This window comes from Allobosea sp. LjRoot9 (assembly GCF_964252745.1).
In the GTDB taxonomy this organism is placed as follows: domain Bacteria; phylum Pseudomonadota; class Alphaproteobacteria; order Rhizobiales; family Beijerinckiaceae; genus Allobosea.
The window spans coordinates 1,498,813-1,513,988 of the sequence record NZ_CAXUPC020000001.1 but is presented as its reverse complement, the minus strand read 5'-3'; the positions used below and the strand labels follow the sequence as shown (position 1 = coordinate 1,513,988).

The following is a 15,176-nucleotide window of genomic DNA, read 5'->3' as shown; positions in this document are numbered from 1 at the left end:
AGAGGCCGCTTGTCCTTGCGTCAGTGGAGGATGAATGCATTGCGAACCACAGTTCACATCACGCGTGCAGCAGGCGCCTAATGGCGGAAAACCGCCATCGTGGTTAGCGCGCGGCCGGTGGAATGGGGCTCAGCCCCAAACTTCGCGTGCCGTCTCCACGATCAGCTCGAGCTTCCGCCACTGCTCATCCTCGGCCAGCGTATTGCCTTCCTCGGTCGAGGCGAAGCCGCATTGCGGGGACAGGCAGAGCTGGTCGAGTGAGACGAATTTCGAGGCTTCGTCGATGCGGCGCTTGAGATCGTCCTTGCTCTCCAGCACGCCGGTTTTCGAGGTCACCAGGCCGAGCACGACATGCTTGCCCTTGGGCAGGAAGCGCAAGGGCTCGAAGCCGCCGGAGCGGTCATTGTCCCACTCCATGAAATAGCCGTCGACCGGCATGGTGTTGAACAGCAGTTCGGCGATCGGCTCGTAGCCGCCGGACGCGATGAAGGTCGAACGGAAATTGCCGCGGCAGAGATGCATCGTGATGGCGAGGTCGGCCGGCTTGTCCTTGAGCGCGGCCCGCACCATGCCGGCATAGATCTCGGGCTGGTGCTCGGGGTCGTCGCCGCGGGCCCGCAGCATCTCGCGCTGGTCGGGGTCGCAGAGATAGGCAAACGAGATGTCGTCGAGCTGCAGATAGCGGCAGCCGGCATCATAGAAGGCGTGGACGGCCTTGTTATAGGCCGCGCCGACATCGCCGTAGAACGCCTCCATCTGCGGGTAGACGCCCATATTGATCATCTTCCGGCCGCCCCGGTAGTGCAGCATGCTCGGGCCCGGGATGGTCATCTTCGGCGTCGAGCCCGGAGAGACATTGTCCCGCAGGAACTTGAAATGCTCGATCATCGGGTGGCCGCTGAAGCCGACTTTCCCGACGATGCGCAGCGATTTGGCGATGCCGACGCCGCCCTTGAAGTTCATGCCTGAATCGGCGGTGATCGCCTCGATGCCGTCGAGTTCCTCCATGAAGTCGAAATGCCAATAGGCGCGGCGGAACTCGCCATCGGTGACGCCCTTCAGGCCGATCGCCTCCTGCCTGGCGATCAGCTTGCGGATCTCAGCGTCCTCGATCGCCTTGAAGGCGGCATCGTCAAGCGTCCCGGCGGCGTGCGTCTCGCGGGCCTGCTTGAGAGGGGCGGTGCGCAGCAGGCTGCCGACCATGTCGGCGCGGAAGGGGGGCTTGGCCCTGGTCGTCATGGTCTTGGTCCTTGGATCAGGCGGGGTTGCGGGCAGGCCTAGTTGTGGGCAGGCCTAGTTGAAGGTTGGTGGCGACCGTCGCGAGCGGGCCGGCCGTTCTGCGACGGCGAGATGGGCGGACATGGCCGTCTCGTCAGCCAGGAGCGCCTCGGAGCGCGCGGCGTGAACGATGGCGCCCCGGTCAAGGATGATCGCCTCATCGGTGAAGGGCAGGATCTTGCGCGCCTTCTGCTCGACCAGGATCGTGGTCAGCCCGTCCTCGCGGTTGAGCCGGGCGATCGCAGCCAGCAATTCATCGACGATGATCGGGGCGAGCCCCTCCAGCGGCTCGTCGAGCAGCAGCAGGTCGGGGTTGAGCATCAGGGCGCGCGCCACCGCCAGCATCTGCTGTTCGCCGCCGGAGAGCTGGTTGCCGAGATTGCGGCGGCGCTCGCCGAGGCGCGGGAACAATTCATAGGCGCGAGCCACCGTCCAGGCCGTGCCGCGCTGAACGACGGTCAGGTTCTCCTCGACCGTGAGCGAGCGGAAGATATTGCGCTCCTGCGGAACCCAGCCGACGCCGATCGCCGCGCGCTTTTCCGGAGGCAGATGGGTGATGTCTTCACCTTTGAAGCGGATGCGGCCTGAGACATGGCGGGTCAGCCCCATGATCGTGTCGATCAGCGTGGTCTTGCCGGTGCCGTTGCGCCCCAGCAGCGCCAGAGCCTTGCCGTCCGCAAGCCGCAGCGATAGCCCGTTGATGACGATCGCCTCGCGATAGCCGGCGACGAGCTCGTCGATTTCGAGCAGGCCGGAGATGGCTTGGGACTTAGATAAGAGACTTTGCGGCTCAGACATGCGCGTCCTCCCCGAGATAGACGGCCTTCACGCGCGGGTCGGTCGAAATCTCCTCGACGCCGCCTTCCGCGAAGAGCTGGCCCTGGACCAGGACCGAGATCCGGTCGGCGAAGGAGAAGACCAGCTCCATGTCGTGTTCGATCAGCAGGACGGTGACGTCCTGCGGCAGCGCCTCGACACTGTCGAGCACGTCGTGGCGTTCATCCTCGGGCACGCCGGCCGCCGGCTCGTCGAGCAGGAGCAGCTTCGGCTTGCAGGCCATGGCGAGCGCGATCTCGAGCAGCCGCTGCTTGCCATAGGGCAGCGTCGCGGTGCGCCACATCATCACCTCACCGAGCTTCATGCGCCTGAGCAGCGCCTCGGCCTCGTCGACGACCGCGCTGTTCTGGCCGACGCGGCTCCACCAGCGCGCACCGGCACCCTCGCGCTCGGCGATGGCGAGGCCGACGGTCTCGATCGGCGTGAGATCGGCGAAGAGCTGGTTGATCTGATAGGTCCGCGCCATGCCGCGCTTGACGCGACCTTGCTGGCTGACGCGCGTCACATCCTCGTCCAGCAGCCGGACTGCGCCGGATGTCGCCGGCAACACGCCCGTGAGCAGGTTGATGAAGGTGGTCTTGCCGGCGCCGTTGGGGCCGATCAGCGCATGGCGCGCGCCCTTGGCGACGCAGAGCGAGATCTCGGAATTGGCCTTGAAGCCGCCGAAGGATTTGCTCAGGCCGAGGGTTTGGAGGGCAAGCGTCTGGAGGGCAAGTGTTTGGGGGGGGAGCGTCATGGCCGGCGCGCTCCCAGCAGCCTGAGCAGCGGGGCAAAAGGCCTGGCCAGTGTCGCCATCAAGCGGTCGCGGCCGATCAGCACCAGGATCACCAGGATGAAGCCCATCCAGAAGATCCAATAGGCCGGCGTCATCGCCGAGAGCGTGTCCTTCATCAGCTTGAAGGCGATCGCGCCGATCGGCCCGCCATAGAGATAGCCGGAGCCGCCGATGACGAGCACCAGCAGTGCGTCGGCCGAGCGCGCGAAATCGAGCACCTCCAGCGAGACGAACTGCGTCGTCTGGGTGAGCAGGGCGCCTGCCATGCCGGCATAGATAGCGGCCAATGTGTAGATCGCGACGATGCGTCGGTTCGGCGCGATGCCGATCGTCGCCGCGCGCAGGCGGTTGTCCTTGAGTGCCTTCAGCGACAGGCCGAAAGGCGAATGCACGATCCGCCTTGCCAGCAGGAAGAGCAGGAATGTCGCGGTCAGGCTGTAGGTATAGGCCGCGGTGCCGGCGAAATCGAAATCGAAGCGGCCCAGGATCGGGCCGACCGAGACGCCGAGCAAGCCGTCCGCGCCGCCGGTGATCCAGTCGAGCCGGTTGGCGAGTTCGTGGAAGATCAGGGCGACGCCCAGCGTCACCATCAGCCGGGTCAGATCGGTCCCGCGCAGGATCATGAAACTGGCGAGGAAGCCGACGAGGCCGGCTGCCGCCCCGGACAACAGGAGCCCGGTCACCGGCTCGGACACGCCGTGCTTGGCCAAGAGCCCCGCCGCATAGGCCCCGACGCCGAAGAAGGCGGCATGTCCGAGCGAGACAATGCCGGCATAGCCCAGGATCAGGTCGAGCGAGAGCGCAAACAGCCCCAGGATCGCGATTTCGTTGAGCAGGAGATGGCGATTCGGAAACAGAAGAATCAATCCGAAAGCGCTGATCCAGAACAGGATTTCAGGCCAGCGCCAGGCTGCCTTCGCTTGCAGGAAGGCGGCGGGCGAGGGCGCTTGCGCCCCCTGTGGCCGGGTACCGGGAGGCTTGCCGGGCATCTCAGCGCCCACGCGCGAACAGGCCCTGCGGCCTGAGCATCAGGACCGCGAGCATGATCGCATAGATGATGAAGGCTCCAAGCTGCGGCACGAGATATTTGCCCATCACGTCGGCGACGCCGAGCATGAGCGCCGCCAGCAGCGGCCCGGTCAGGCTCGAGGTGCCGCCAACCGTGACCACGATCAGGAAGTAGAGCATGAATTTGAGCGGGAAGGTCGGATCGAGCCCGACGATCTCGGCGCCGAGCGCGCCTCCCAGCCCCGCCAGCCCGGAACCGAAGGCAAACGTGATGGCGAAAACCTTGACCACCGGGATGCCGAGCCCGCGCGCGGCGCGCCGGTCATCGACGGCGGCGCGCAACTGGCTGCCGAAGCGCGTCTTCGCCAGCATCCATTGCAGGCCAAGCGCCATCAGGCCGCAGAGCACCACGATGAAGAGCCGGTAGATGCCGATGCCGACCCCGCCGATGAAGACGCGGCCCTGCAGATAAGCCGGCAGATGGATGTTCTGCTGCTGCGAGCCCATCAGATAGTCGGTCGCGGCGATCGACATGAAAACCAGGCCGATCGAGAACAGCACCTGGTCGAGATGGCTGCGCTCATACATGTGCCGATAGAGCAGGCGCTCGAAGATGAAGCCCAAGACTGCGCTGAACAGGAAGGCGAGCGGCAGGCACAGCAGGAACGGCACACCAAAGCGGTTCATCAGGATGACGGTGGCGTAGCCGCCGGCCATGGCGAAGGCGCCATGCGCCAGGTTGACGAAGTTCATCAAGCCGAGCGTCACGGCCAGCCCTGCCGCCAGCACGAAGAGCAGCATGCCATAGGCGATCCCGTCGAACAGGATGGTCAGCAAGGAGGGCTCCGCTCTCGGGTTGGAGTTGGCAGCGCTAGATCGTCATTGCGAGGAGCGCAGCGACGAAGCAATCCAGGGGGAGGTCGAGCACGGCCGCTCTGGATTGCTTCGCGGAGCCTGTACTCGGGCTTGCCGAAGGCAAGACCCGGGTGCTCGCTATGACGGTTGCGGTGTCGATCAGTGCCTCACTTCGCGGCCTTCACCGGGTCCGGCACGGCCTCGAAGGTCGAGAACTCGACATTGTAGAGCTCGCCATTCACCTTCTCGACCTTGCGGACATAGACGTTCTGGATGATGTCGCGCGTCTTGGGGTCGATCGAGATCGGCCCGCGCGGGCTGACCCAGCTCATGCCCTTCATCGCCTCGACCAGCTTGGTGCCGTCGGTGTCGCCATTGGTCTTCTTCAGCGCCTGATAGATCAGGTGCATGCCGTCCCAACCGCCCACCGCCATGAAATTGGGCCGCACATTGGCGGCCTTGCGGAAGGCCTCGACGAAGGCCTTGTTCTCGGGCGAGGGGTGGGCCGCCGAATAGTGATGCGTGGTGACGAGGCCGAGCGTGACGTCGCCCATGCTGTCGAGCGACTCGTCATCGGTGACGTCGCCGGTCGCGATCAGCCGAATGCCGGATTTGTCCAGGCCGCGCTCGACGAATTGCTTCATGAACTGCACACCGAGGCCCGATGGCACGAAAACGAAGAGCGCATCGGGCTTGGCGTCGGTGACGCGCTGCAGGAAGGGCGAGAAATCGGGATTGCGCAGCGGGATTCGGATCTCGCCGGTGATCTCGCCGCCAGCGGCTGTCAGCCGCTCCTTGAAGGACTTCTCGGCGTCGAGGCCCGGGCCGTAATCGGCGACCAGCGTCATTGCCTTCTTGATGCCGTTCTTGGAGGCCCAGTCGGCGATGCCGATCGTCACCTGCGGCAAGGTGAAGGAGGTTCGCACGATGAAGGGGGATTGTTCGGTGATCGAGGACGTGCCTGCCGCCATGACGATCTGCGGCGTCTTCGACTGCGTCGCCAGCGGCGCGACCGCGAAGGCGAGCGGGGTCAGCCCGAAACCGGCCAGGAAGGAGACCTTGTCGTTGACCAGCAGCTCCTGCGCGATGCGTCGGGTGACGTCGGGCGTGCCGGTATCGTCCTTGATGATCAGCTCGATCGTCTTGCCCGCGACGCTCGCGCCATTCTGGGCCATGTAGAGCTTCGCGGCGGCCTCGATCTGGCGGCCGATCGCGCCGGCGAAGGGACCGGTCATCGGCAGGATCAGGCCGATCTTGACGGTCTGCTGTGCCTGCGCCTGTGCTGGCGCCGAGGCGAGCATGAGGGCCGTGCCGCCCAGGGCCAGCAAGGCGCGGCGCGATAAGGTGGTTGTCGATTTCGGCATGATACCCCTCCCAAAACGTGCGATTACCGCACTATTATTTTGATTTCGCACAATTTTCCGCTGGCCGATGCCATCTGTCAATCTGGCCGAAAGGCGATGCCGGCTGCAGCCTAGCACGCGCCAGCGCAACCTAGCACGCGCCCGCGCAACGCGTCCTCGTCCTGTCTGCCCCGGCGAAGGCGGCCATTCCCTTGGCGAGGCCGAGCCGCTATCAGCGAGCCGACCGCGCGCGAACGCGTGCGCCCAGGAAACCGGACGGAGTACATCATGGATCTTGGCCTTCACGACAAGCGCGCTCTGGTGCTGGGCGCGAGCCGCGGCCTCGGCGCAGCCATCGCCCGGACGCTCGCGACGGAGGGCGCGACGGTGATCGCGGCCGCGCGCAACGTCGCCGCGACCAATGCCTGGATTGCTGAATGTCCAGAAGCGGTGCGCGGGCGCATCTCTGCGGCGAGCCTCGATCTGTCGGATATCGCCGCTGTCGACGCCTTTCTTGGTGAGCTCAATGGCGCCGGCGGCGTCGACATCCTGATCGGCAATTCGGGCGGCCCGCCGCCGGCCGAGGCGCGCGAGGCCAAGCGCGAGGACTGGCTGAAGCATTTCGAGGGGATGGCGGCCAACCTCTTCCATCTCGCGCAGGGCCTGCTGCCCGGCATGACGGGGCGCGGCTTCGGCCGCATCATCACCATCGCCTCGTCCGGCGTGGAACAGCCGATCCCGCGCCTGGCACTGTCGAACGGCATCCGCTCGGCGGTGATCGGCTGGTCGAAGACGCTCTCGGCCGAAGTCGCCGCGCAAGGCGTCACGGTGAATGTCGTCCTGCCCGGGCGCATCCATACCGAGCGCGTCGACCAGCTCGACAAGGCCGCCGCCGACCGCACCGGCATCACGCCCGACGAGGCGGCAAAGGCGTCGCGCGCGACGATTCCCGTTGGGCGCTACGGTACGGCGCAGGAATTCGCCGATGTCGTCGCCTTCCTGGCCAGCGCGCGGGCGAGCTATGTCACCGGCGCCAAGATCCGCATCGACGGCGGGGCCACGCGCGGCATCTGACGCTCCGCATGGGCGCGAGCGCCCATGATTCCGCAGCGGAAACGGGCCGTTTGCCTCGCTGCGGAAGGTTTTTCTCCTTTTGAAGTGAAATAAGAAAAACCACGCTACTGCCTGTGAATTGATCATTCGGGATTTCGGGACTAGGTGAAGCGTTCGATTTACCGAACGCTTCATCTGGCGAAAACCGATGTCCGCCGATCCTTTGAATGCGCCGGGCCTACCCGGTCAGATCACCCCTTCGGATGCCCAGACTGCTGGCGCGACGCTGGAGCTGCGGGCCCGGGCCTTGAACGAGGCGTTCGGTGCGGCGGATGTCGCTGCCCGGCTTGCTGGTGCCGCGGCAGCCGCGCATGGTCGCCTCGTCTTCACGACCAGCTTCGGCCTGGAGGACCAGGTCCTCACCCATTTCATCATTGCTGCCGGGCTTCCGGTTGAGATCGTGACGCTCGACACCGACCGGCTGTTTCCCGAGGTGCATGCGCTCTGGAAAGAGACCGAGGCGCATTTCGGTGTTCGGATCCTGCCCTTCTATCCACGCCATGACGCGGTCGAAGGGTTTGTCGGCGAATATGGCCTCGATGGCTTCTACACCTCGCGCGAGGCGCGCAAGGCCTGCTGCGACATTCGCAAGGTGGAGCCGCTCGGACGGGCGCTGGCCGGCGCCGATATCTGGATCACCGGCCTGCGGGCCGATCAGTCGGCCGCGCGCGGCGGCGTCTGCTTCGCCGAGGCCGAGGCGGCGAGGGGGCTGATCAAGCTCAGCCCGTTGCTCGACTGGTCGCGCGACAGGACGCTCGCCTTCGCCAAGGCGAATGGCGTTCCGCTGAATCCGCTGCACGAGAAGGGTTTCGTCTCGATCGGCTGCCAGCCCTGCACACGCGCCATCCGCCCCGGCGAGCATGAGCGCGCCGGGCGCTGGTGGTGGGAGGACGATGCGGCCAAGGAATGCGGGCTCCATGTCGGGCCGGACGGGAAATTGACGCGGGCGAAGCCCGCTTCGCTGGAGGCAGGCGCATGATCCAGCTCAGCCATCTCCAGAAGCTCGAAGCCGAGGCCATCTTCATCATCCGCGAGGTCGTGGCGACCTGCGACAAGCCGGTGCTGCTCTATTCGATCGGCAAGGATTCCGCCGTCCTGCTGCATCTCGCCATGAAGGCGTTCTATCCGGCCAAGCCGCCTTTCCCGCTGCTCCATGTCGATACGACCTGGAAATTCCGCGAGATGATCGCCTTCCGCGACGAGACCGCCGCCCGGCTCGGGCTCGATCTCATCGTGCATGTCAACCAGGAGGGCGTGAAGGCCGGCATCGGCCCCTTCGCCTCGGGCTCGCGCATCCATACCGATGTGATGAAGACGCAAGGCCTGAAACAGGCGCTCGACCTGCACAAATTCGACGCGGCCTTCGGCGGCGCCCGGCGTGATGAGGAGAAGAGCCGCGCCAAGGAGCGCGTCTTCTCCCTGCGCTCGCCCGAGCATCGCTGGGACCCGAAGAACCAGCGACCCGAGCCCTGGCAATTGTTCAACACCCGCAAGCACAAGGGCGAAAGTTTTCGCGTGTTCCCGCTCTCCAATTGGACCGAGCGCGACGTCTGGGACTACATCGCGCTCGAGAATATCCCGGTCGTGCCACTTTATTTCGCCGCTCCGCGCCCGGTGGTGAAGCGCGACGGCGCCTGGATCATGCGCGACGACGAGCGCATGGAACTCCTGCCCGACGAGGTCGTCGAGAGCCGCATGGTCCGCTTCCGCACGCTCGGCTGCTACCCGCTGACGGGAGCGGTCGAGAGCGAAGCCGCGAGCCTGACCGAGATCATCGCCGAGATGCGCTCCTCGCGCTCGTCGGAGCGGCAGGGCCGCGTCATCGACCATGACGGCGCAGGCTCGATGGAGCAGAAGAAGCAGGAAGGCTATTTCTGATGACCGCGCTGGCCAAGGAGAAGCGGTCCTCGGGCCCGGCTGCCGGGCAGGTTCCTGCCAATGACTCGACCGGGCTCGGGGCCTCGGGCCAGCATTCCTTGCTGCGCTTCATCACCTGCGGCTCGGTCGATGACGGCAAGTCGACGCTGATCGGCCGGATGCTCTATGAGGCCGGTGCGGTGCTGGACGATCAGCTCGACACGCTCGACGCCGATTCCCGTAAATTCGGCACGCAAGGGACGCAACCCGATTTCGCCTTGCTCGTCGACGGCTTGTCGGCCGAGCGCGAGCAGGGCATCACCATCGATGTCGCCTATCGCTATTTCGCCACGGAGAAGCGCAGCTTCATCGTCGCCGACACGCCCGGTCACGAGCAATACACCCGCAACATGGCGACAGGCGCCTCGACCGCCGATCTCGCCATCATCCTGATCGATGCGCGCAAAGGCCTGCTGCCGCAGACGCGGCGGCATTCCTTCATCGTCTCGCTGGTGGGCGTCCGCCATGTCGTGGTCGCGGTCAACAAGATGGACCTCGTTGGCTATGACGAGACCGTCTTCCGCCGCATCGTCGAGGATTATCGCGAGGCGACGAAGTCGCTGGGCTTCGCCTCGGTCCGCTTCATCCCGGTCTCGGCGCGCGACGGCGAGAATGTGATGCGTCGCTCGCCCGCGATGCCCTGGCATGACGGCCCGGCGCTGCTGCCCCTGCTCGAAACCATCGCGGTCGCGCCGGAGCAGCAGGGCGAAGAGGGCTTCGTGCTGCCGGTGCAATGGGTCAACCGGCCCAATCTCGATTTCCGCGGCTATGCCGGCCTGGCCGTGCGCGGTCGGGCGCGCGTCGGCGATGCCGTGACTGTCCTGCCCTCGGGGCGCGCGAGCCGCATCGCCCGTTTGATCGGGACGGCAGGCGAGGCCAGCAACGCCGCCGTCGGCCAGGCGGTGACCGTGACGCTGGAAGACGATGTCGATGTCTCGCGCGGCGATGTCATCGTCGCTGCGTCTTCATCCATGCCGGTCAGCCGCGAAGTGAAGGCGCGCCTGCTCTGGACCGGCGAGCGGGCTTTGCTGCAGGGCGGCCAGTTCCTGCTCAAGCTCGCGACGCAAAGCGCCAATGCGACGCTGGACGCGCTGCATCACAGCATCGATATCGAAGGTTTCCGTCCGGTGCCGGCCCAGAGCCTGCGCATGAACGGCATCGGCTTCGTTAGCTTGAAGCTCGACAAGCCCATTATCGCCCTGCCTTACCAGGAGAACCGTGAGCTTGGCGGCTTCATCCTGATCGACCGGATCAGCAACGAGACGGTCGCTTTCGGTTTCGTCGAGGCGGCTGCGGGCGCAGGCTCGGCCGGTGGCGCGGCGATTGGCCCGCTGGCGCGCCTGCGGCAGGCGCTGATTAGGACGGTCGGCCGTTCCGGCACGCCCGATCGCCGGTTGTGGCTGGCTGCGGTGAGCTGGCGGCTGTTGAGCACCGCCGGGCTGTTCCTGGCGGCCTGGGCGGTAACCGAGCAGGTCGGCATATCCGCTGTGCTGGCGCTGGGGGATATCGCCCTGCGGCCGCTGCTGCGCAGGCTCCACGCGCTGCTGTGGCGCGAGCGCGCAGGCTCGGCGTTGCAGGACGGCGCAGGTATCTGAGAGACGCAGGTATCTGAGAGACGAAGGTATCTTGGAGACGCCGACCGGCGTTCTGCCGGCCGGAGTTGGTCAGGCGATGGAGATCACGCCGCCTGCGAATAGCTGCTGGTTGCGGAGCTCGAGGCTCCCAACTGGTAGACGTTGCCATAGCTCTGCGAGGCGTTGAGGAACGCGGCCGAGGGCTGGGGCGGAGGCCCGCGCTTGTCCGACGCTTGCTGGAAGGCGGTCTGCTCGTCCTTGGAAATCGATCCGTTCTTGTCGGAATCGATTGCATCGAACAGCTTGCTCAGAAGATCGCTGGAAGCCGTCTTGTCCGAAGACAGCGCGCTCAGGAATTCGTCCTTGGCGACGCTGCCATCGGAATTCGCATCGAGCTGCGAGAAGATGTCCTGATCGTCGGAATCCTCGCTGGAGGCGTCCTGCGCAGGCGGCGGAGGTGGCGGCGGTCCGGCAGCCTTGAGCGTGTCCTGGAAGGCAGTCTGCTCGTCCTTCGAGATCGAGCCGTCGGAGTCGGAATCGATCGCGTCGAAGAGGTCGCCCAAGGCGCTGGTCGAGTCGCTCGTGCCCATGGAGAAGGCCTGGGTGAACTCGTCCTTGGCGATGCTGCCGTCGGAGTTCGCATCGATCTGCGAGAAGATGTCGGTCTCGTCGCTCGTCGTGCTGTCGCTGGCGCTGCTGGTCTGGCCGGATTGAAGCCCGAACAGGAAGGATTGCAGCTGCTGGCCTGCCTTTTCGGCCTTGGCCTTGAACGCATCCGATTCGGCCTTTGTAACCGAGCCGTCGCTGTCGCTGTCGATAGCCTTGAAAAGCGCTTCGCTCTTGGCGGTGTCAGTGCCTTTGGGAGCTCCGCTCTGGAACTCGTCGAGGCTGAGCGAGCCGCTGCTGTCGCCGTCTAGTGTATCGAAGCTGGGTGGTTTCGGCGGAGGCGGACGAAAGCCACCAACGCTGCCGATGCTCGACATGAAATGTCTCCATCACTGATTGCCGCCGGTCGACGGCGCAAACAGAGTCAACGAGAAATCCATGCCGGATCGCTAAGCCTGTGCCATTGCGGAAAAGATCTTGGTTTCGCTTGTTTTCGAAATGCGGCTACCGAAACATATGGAAACATAATCACCGCGCCGGCCAGGCCTTCACGGGTCAGGCCTTCAGCGGCCGATGACCGCGGTCGCCTCGATCTCGATCAGGGCCTGCGGCTCGACCAGCGCCACCACCTGCACCACAGCCATGGCGGGGAAATGTCGGCCGAGCACCTCGCGATAGACCGGCCCCATCTCCTTCAGGCTGGCGCGATAGGTCGCGATGTCGGTGACGTACCAGGTCAGCCGGACGATATCCTCGACCTGCCCGCCGCCTGCTTCGACCACGGCCTTGATGTTGACCAGCGTCTGTCGAAGCTGCGGCAGGAAGCCCTGCGCGAAGACGCCGGCCGCGTCCCAGCCGACGAGCCCGCCGGTGACCAGGACGCGCCCCTCCGCGACCATGCCGTTCGCATAGCCGCGTGGCGTGGGCCAGCCCTCCGGCAGGATGGCGCGTTGTGTTGCAGCACTCGACATGGTGTCGCCTCGGTTGGGCCGTTCCGGCTCGTGTTTCGAAGAAGGGTCAGGCCTCGCCGCGCGCGATCTCGCGCAATGCGAAGCGCTGCAGCTTGCCGGTCGGCGTTTTGGGCAGCGCCGTCACGAAGGCGACGGCGCGCGGATATTTATAGGGCGCGATATGGGCTTTCACGTGGTCCTGCAACTCCTTGACGAGGTTCGCATCGCCCAGGAAGCCCTCGCGCAGCACGACATAGGCTTTGACGATCTGTCCCCGGTCTGGGCAGGGCGCGCCGACGACACCGCATTCGGCGACCGCAGGGTGCGTCAGCAGGCAGATTTCGACCTCGGGGCCGGCGATGTTGTAGCCGGCCGAGATGATCATGTCGTCGGAGCGGGCCTGGTACCAGAAATAGCCGTCGGCATCGCGCAGATAGGTGTCGCCGGTGATGTTCCAGCCATCCAGCACATATCTGGCCTGGCGCGCGTCGGCGAGATAGCGGCAGCCTGTCGGGCCGCGTACCGCCAGCCGGCCGGGCGTGCCGTCGGGGCACTCGACGCCGGCCTCGTCGACGATCTTGGCCTCATAGCCGGGAACGGGGAGACCGGTCGCGCCCGGCCTGATCTTCTCGCGCGGTGCACCGATGAAGATGTGCAGCATCTCGGTCGCGCCGATGCCGTCCATCAGCGGCAGGCCGGTCTTGGCAGCCCAAGCCTCGAAAGTCGGCTTGGGCAGGGCCTCGCCGGCTGAGACGCAGATGCGCAGGCTGGAAATGTCGCGCCCCTCGAGCCGGTCGAGCATGGCGCGATAGGCCGTCGGCGCGGTGAAGACGACGGAGGCCTTATGACGCTCGATCGCATCTATCAGGTCGGGCGGGCCGGCCTTCTCCGGCAGGATCATCGCCGCGCCGATCCGCATCGGGAAGAGCACGAGCCCGCCGAGCCCGAAGGTGAAGGCGAGCGGCGGCGAGCCGATGAAGCGGTCCTCCGGCGAGGCCTTGAGCACGCGGGCGCCATAGCAGTCGCAGATTGCCAGGATGTCGCGCTGGAAATGCATCGTGCCCTTGGGCTCGCCGGTCGTGCCGGAGGTGAAGCCGATCAGGCAGACATCGTCGCTCGCTGTGTCGGCGGCAGTGAAGCTCTCATAACCGGGCTGGCGCATCAGCGTGTCGAGGCTACCGGCCGCCTCGTCGCCCCAGCTCACGATCCGTGTCAGCTCCGGCGCCTGGGCCTGGGCTGCCTCCAGGTCGGCGAGCAGGCGATGGTCGCACAGCGCCAGCGAAATCTTCGCCTTGCGGATTGGATAGACCAGTTCACCCACGCGCAGCATCGGCATGGTCGCGACCACGACGCCGCCGGCCTTCAGCACGGCGAAATAGCTCGCCACCATCATCGGCGTGTTGGCGGCGCGCAGCAGCACGCGGTTGCCCGCGACCATGCCGAGGTCGCGGGTCAGCACATTGGCGATGCGGTTCACCTGTTCGGCGAGATCGGCATAGCTCCAGTGCAGATCGCCCGCGATGATCGCGGTCCGCCCGCCGCGCCCTTCCGAGATATGGCGGTCGAGCAGTTCCGTGACGACATTGAGCCGTTCCGGATAGGTCAGCCCCGCTTCTGTCAGCCTGAGATCGGGCCAGCTCTCGCGCGGCGGCAGGTTGTCCCGCGCGAAACCGTCCTCATGTCCCGATCTCGCGAATCCGGTTGCTGTCATCTCGCCCCCTGCCTAGCGGCATGTGTCTTCAGCAGGTCGCGTGCGATCACGACCTTCTGGACCTCGCTGGCGCCCTCATAAATGCGCAAGGCCCTGATTTCCCGGTACAGTTCCTCCACCTTGACGCCCTTGGTCACGCCGAGCCCGCCATGGATCTGGACGGCACGGTCGATGACGCGCTGGGCGTTCTCTGTTGCGACGAGTTTGGCGAGCGCCGCCTCGCGGGTGACGCGGGGCGCGCCGCGGTCCTTGGTCCAGGCGGCGCGATAGACCAGCAGCGCTGCGGCATCGACCTCGGCCGCGCTGTCGGCGATAGCGGCTTGCGACAATTGCAGGTCGCCGAGCGTGCCGCCGAAGAGCTTGCGGCCATTGGCGTGCGAGACCGTCTCGTGCAGCGCCCGCCTTGCGAAACCCAGTGCGGCTGCGCCAACTGTCGAGCGGAAGATGTCGAGCGTCGCCATCGCGACCTTGAAGCCGTCGCCGGGGCCGCCGATGCGGTTCTCGACCGGGATGCGGCAGGCATCGAAGCGCAAGGTGGCGAGCGGGTGCGGCGCGATCACGTCGATGCGCTCGGCAATGCTCAGGCCCGGCGTGTCCGCCTCGACCAGATAAGCCGAGAGGCCGCGCGCGCCGGGCGCCTCACCGGAGCGGGCGAAGACGACATAGTGGTCGGCGATCCCGCCATTCGAAATCCAGGTTTTTTCGCCGTCGATCCGGATATGCGTGTTGCCGTCCGGCGTCGCGGTCGTCGCCATTGCGGCGACGTCGGAACCCGCTTCCTGTTCCGATAATGCGAAGGCGGCGATGCGCTTGCCGTCGCGGATGCCGGGTAGGATGCGCTGCTTCATCGCCTCCGAGCCTGCGAGCGTGATCGACCCCGTGCCGAGCCCCTGCATGGCGAAGGCGAAATCGGCGAGCCCGTCGCGCGCCGCCAAAATCTCGCGGGCGAGGCAAAGCGTGCGGACGTCGAGCGTCTCGCTCAGGCCGCCATAGGCAGCCGGCACGACTGCCTTGAGGAAGCCCGCCTCGCCAAGTGCCTTGACGCGGGCCCGACAGGCGGCGTCGACATCGTCATGCGGCAAGCCGGGCAGGGTGGTGTCGGCCCAGGCCGAAAGCGTCCCGGCGAAGCGGCGATGGCGATCCTCGAAGAAGGGCCAGTCGAGCGTGTCGTCCAGGATCGCCATGCCGAGAATGCCGCTGCCCGCCATC

14 protein-coding genes are annotated in these 15,176 nt (G+C 66.0%); 4 read left to right on the top strand and 10 right to left on the bottom strand.

Annotation, left to right across the window (positions count from 1 at the left end; all coding sequences use genetic code 11):
* Positions 1–129 precede the first annotated feature (129 nt).
* From ACSQ3P_RS07070 to ACSQ3P_RS07045, 6 genes are all read right to left on the bottom strand, one after another.
* Positions 130–1,239 carry a 5-methyltetrahydropteroyltriglutamate--homocysteine S-methyltransferase gene (locus tag ACSQ3P_RS07070; RefSeq protein WP_436164857.1) on the bottom strand — a complete coding sequence of 370 codons (1,110 nt, stop codon included), beginning with the start codon at positions 1,237–1,239 and terminating at the stop codon, positions 130–132.
* A 54-nt stretch (positions 1,240–1,293) separates the two neighbouring features.
* Positions 1,294–2,037: an ABC transporter ATP-binding protein gene (locus tag ACSQ3P_RS07065; protein WP_436165178.1), complete on the bottom strand. Its 744-nt coding sequence runs from the start codon at positions 2,035–2,037 to the stop codon at positions 1,294–1,296.
* 31 nt (positions 2,038–2,068) lie between these two features.
* Positions 2,069–2,851 (bottom strand): ABC transporter ATP-binding protein, encoded by a 783-nt coding sequence (locus ACSQ3P_RS07060; protein WP_436164856.1) that lies wholly within the window; start codon positions 2,849–2,851, stop codon positions 2,069–2,071.
* Entirely contained in the window at positions 2,848–3,879 is a 1,032-nt protein-coding gene (locus ACSQ3P_RS07055) for a branched-chain amino acid ABC transporter permease (RefSeq protein ID WP_436164855.1), read from the bottom strand. The genes ACSQ3P_RS07060 and ACSQ3P_RS07055 overlap by 4 nt, the downstream gene beginning before the upstream one ends.
* Before the next feature lies 1 nt (position 3,880).
* Positions 3,881–4,735 (bottom strand): branched-chain amino acid ABC transporter permease, encoded by an 855-nt coding sequence (locus ACSQ3P_RS07050; RefSeq protein ID WP_436164854.1) that lies wholly within the window; start codon positions 4,733–4,735, stop codon positions 3,881–3,883.
* Positions 4,736–4,920: 185 nt separating this feature from the next.
* Positions 4,921–6,117 (bottom strand): ABC transporter substrate-binding protein, encoded by a 1,197-nt coding sequence (locus ACSQ3P_RS07045; RefSeq protein ID WP_436164853.1) that lies wholly within the window; start codon positions 6,115–6,117, stop codon positions 4,921–4,923.
* Positions 6,118–6,384: 267 nt separating this feature from the next.
* Between ACSQ3P_RS07045 and ACSQ3P_RS07040 the strand changes: the two genes are divergently transcribed.
* The 4 genes from ACSQ3P_RS07040 to cysN all read left to right on the top strand — a co-directional run bounded on the left by ACSQ3P_RS07040 (position 6,385) and on the right by cysN (position 10,721).
* Positions 6,385–7,170 carry an SDR family oxidoreductase gene (locus tag ACSQ3P_RS07040; RefSeq protein WP_436164852.1) on the top strand — a complete coding sequence of 262 codons (786 nt, stop codon included), beginning with the start codon at positions 6,385–6,387 and terminating at the stop codon, positions 7,168–7,170.
* Positions 7,171–7,357: 187 nt separating this feature from the next.
* The gene (locus ACSQ3P_RS07035; RefSeq protein ID WP_436164851.1) at positions 7,358–8,188 is read left to right on the top strand and encodes a phosphoadenylyl-sulfate reductase; all 831 of its coding nucleotides are present in this window, start codon (positions 7,358–7,360) and stop codon (positions 8,186–8,188) included.
* Entirely contained in the window at positions 8,185–9,087 is a 903-nt protein-coding gene (cysD, locus tag ACSQ3P_RS07030) for a sulfate adenylyltransferase subunit CysD (protein ID WP_436164850.1), read from the top strand. Before ACSQ3P_RS07035 ends, cysD begins: the two co-directional genes overlap by 4 nt.
* Positions 9,087–10,721 carry a sulfate adenylyltransferase subunit CysN gene (cysN, locus tag ACSQ3P_RS07025; RefSeq protein ID WP_436164849.1) on the top strand — a complete coding sequence of 545 codons (1,635 nt, stop codon included), beginning with the start codon at positions 9,087–9,089 and terminating at the stop codon, positions 10,719–10,721. Before cysD ends, cysN begins: the two co-directional genes overlap by 1 nt.
* An 83-nt stretch (positions 10,722–10,804) precedes the next feature.
* On the opposite strand, the gene ACSQ3P_RS07020 is transcribed toward cysN, so the two are convergent.
* The 4 genes from ACSQ3P_RS07020 to ACSQ3P_RS07005 all read right to left on the bottom strand — a co-directional run bounded on the left by ACSQ3P_RS07020 (position 10,805) and on the right by ACSQ3P_RS07005 (position 15,175).
* Positions 10,805–11,683 (bottom strand): EF-hand domain-containing protein, encoded by an 879-nt coding sequence (locus tag ACSQ3P_RS07020; protein WP_436164848.1) that lies wholly within the window; start codon positions 11,681–11,683, stop codon positions 10,805–10,807.
* A gap of 186 nt (positions 11,684–11,869) precedes the next feature.
* Positions 11,870–12,277, bottom strand: coding sequence for a RidA family protein (locus ACSQ3P_RS07015; protein WP_436164847.1), 408 nt, complete (start codon positions 12,275–12,277; stop codon positions 11,870–11,872).
* A 46-nt stretch (positions 12,278–12,323) separates the two neighbouring features.
* Positions 12,324–13,967, bottom strand: coding sequence for a benzoate-CoA ligase family protein (locus ACSQ3P_RS07010; RefSeq protein ID WP_436164846.1), 1,644 nt, complete (start codon positions 13,965–13,967; stop codon positions 12,324–12,326).
* Positions 13,964–15,175, bottom strand: a complete 1,212-nt coding sequence (locus tag ACSQ3P_RS07005) for an acyl-CoA dehydrogenase family protein (protein WP_436164845.1) — start codon at positions 15,173–15,175, stop codon at positions 13,964–13,966. Before ACSQ3P_RS07005 ends, ACSQ3P_RS07010 begins: the two co-directional genes overlap by 4 nt.
* Position 15,176: the final 1 nt, after the last annotated feature.

What these genes read in the sequence shown, in the direction of transcription:
- ACSQ3P_RS07070 (WP_436164857.1), bottom strand. Translation starts at nt 1,239, where the DNA reads ATGACGACCAGGGCCAAGCCCCCCTTCCGCGCCGACATGGTCGGCAGC.
- ACSQ3P_RS07060 (WP_436164856.1), bottom strand. Translation starts at nt 2,851, where the DNA reads ATGACGCTCCCCCCCCAAACACTTGCCCTCCAGACGCTTGCCCTCCAA.
- ACSQ3P_RS07055 (WP_436164855.1), bottom strand. Translation starts at nt 3,879, where the DNA reads ATGCCCGGCAAGCCTCCCGGTACCCGGCCACAGGGGGCGCAAGCGCCC.
- ACSQ3P_RS07045 (WP_436164853.1), bottom strand. Translation starts at nt 6,117, where the DNA reads ATGCCGAAATCGACAACCACCTTATCGCGCCGCGCCTTGCTGGCCCTG.
- ACSQ3P_RS07040 (WP_436164852.1), top strand. Translation starts at nt 6,385, where the DNA reads ATGGATCTTGGCCTTCACGACAAGCGCGCTCTGGTGCTGGGCGCGAGC.
- ACSQ3P_RS07035 (WP_436164851.1), top strand. Translation starts at nt 7,358, where the DNA reads ATGTCCGCCGATCCTTTGAATGCGCCGGGCCTACCCGGTCAGATCACC.
- cysD (WP_436164850.1), top strand. Translation starts at nt 8,185, where the DNA reads ATGATCCAGCTCAGCCATCTCCAGAAGCTCGAAGCCGAGGCCATCTTC.
- cysN (WP_436164849.1), top strand. Translation starts at nt 9,087, where the DNA reads ATGACCGCGCTGGCCAAGGAGAAGCGGTCCTCGGGCCCGGCTGCCGGG.
- ACSQ3P_RS07020 (WP_436164848.1), bottom strand. Translation starts at nt 11,683, where the DNA reads ATGTCGAGCATCGGCAGCGTTGGTGGCTTTCGTCCGCCTCCGCCGAAA.
- ACSQ3P_RS07015 (WP_436164847.1), bottom strand. Translation starts at nt 12,277, where the DNA reads ATGTCGAGTGCTGCAACACAACGCGCCATCCTGCCGGAGGGCTGGCCC.
- ACSQ3P_RS07010 (WP_436164846.1), bottom strand. Translation starts at nt 13,967, where the DNA reads ATGACAGCAACCGGATTCGCGAGATCGGGACATGAGGACGGTTTCGCG.
- ACSQ3P_RS07005 (WP_436164845.1), bottom strand. Translation starts at nt 15,175, where the DNA reads ATGGCGGGCAGCGGCATTCTCGGCATGGCGATCCTGGACGACACGCTC.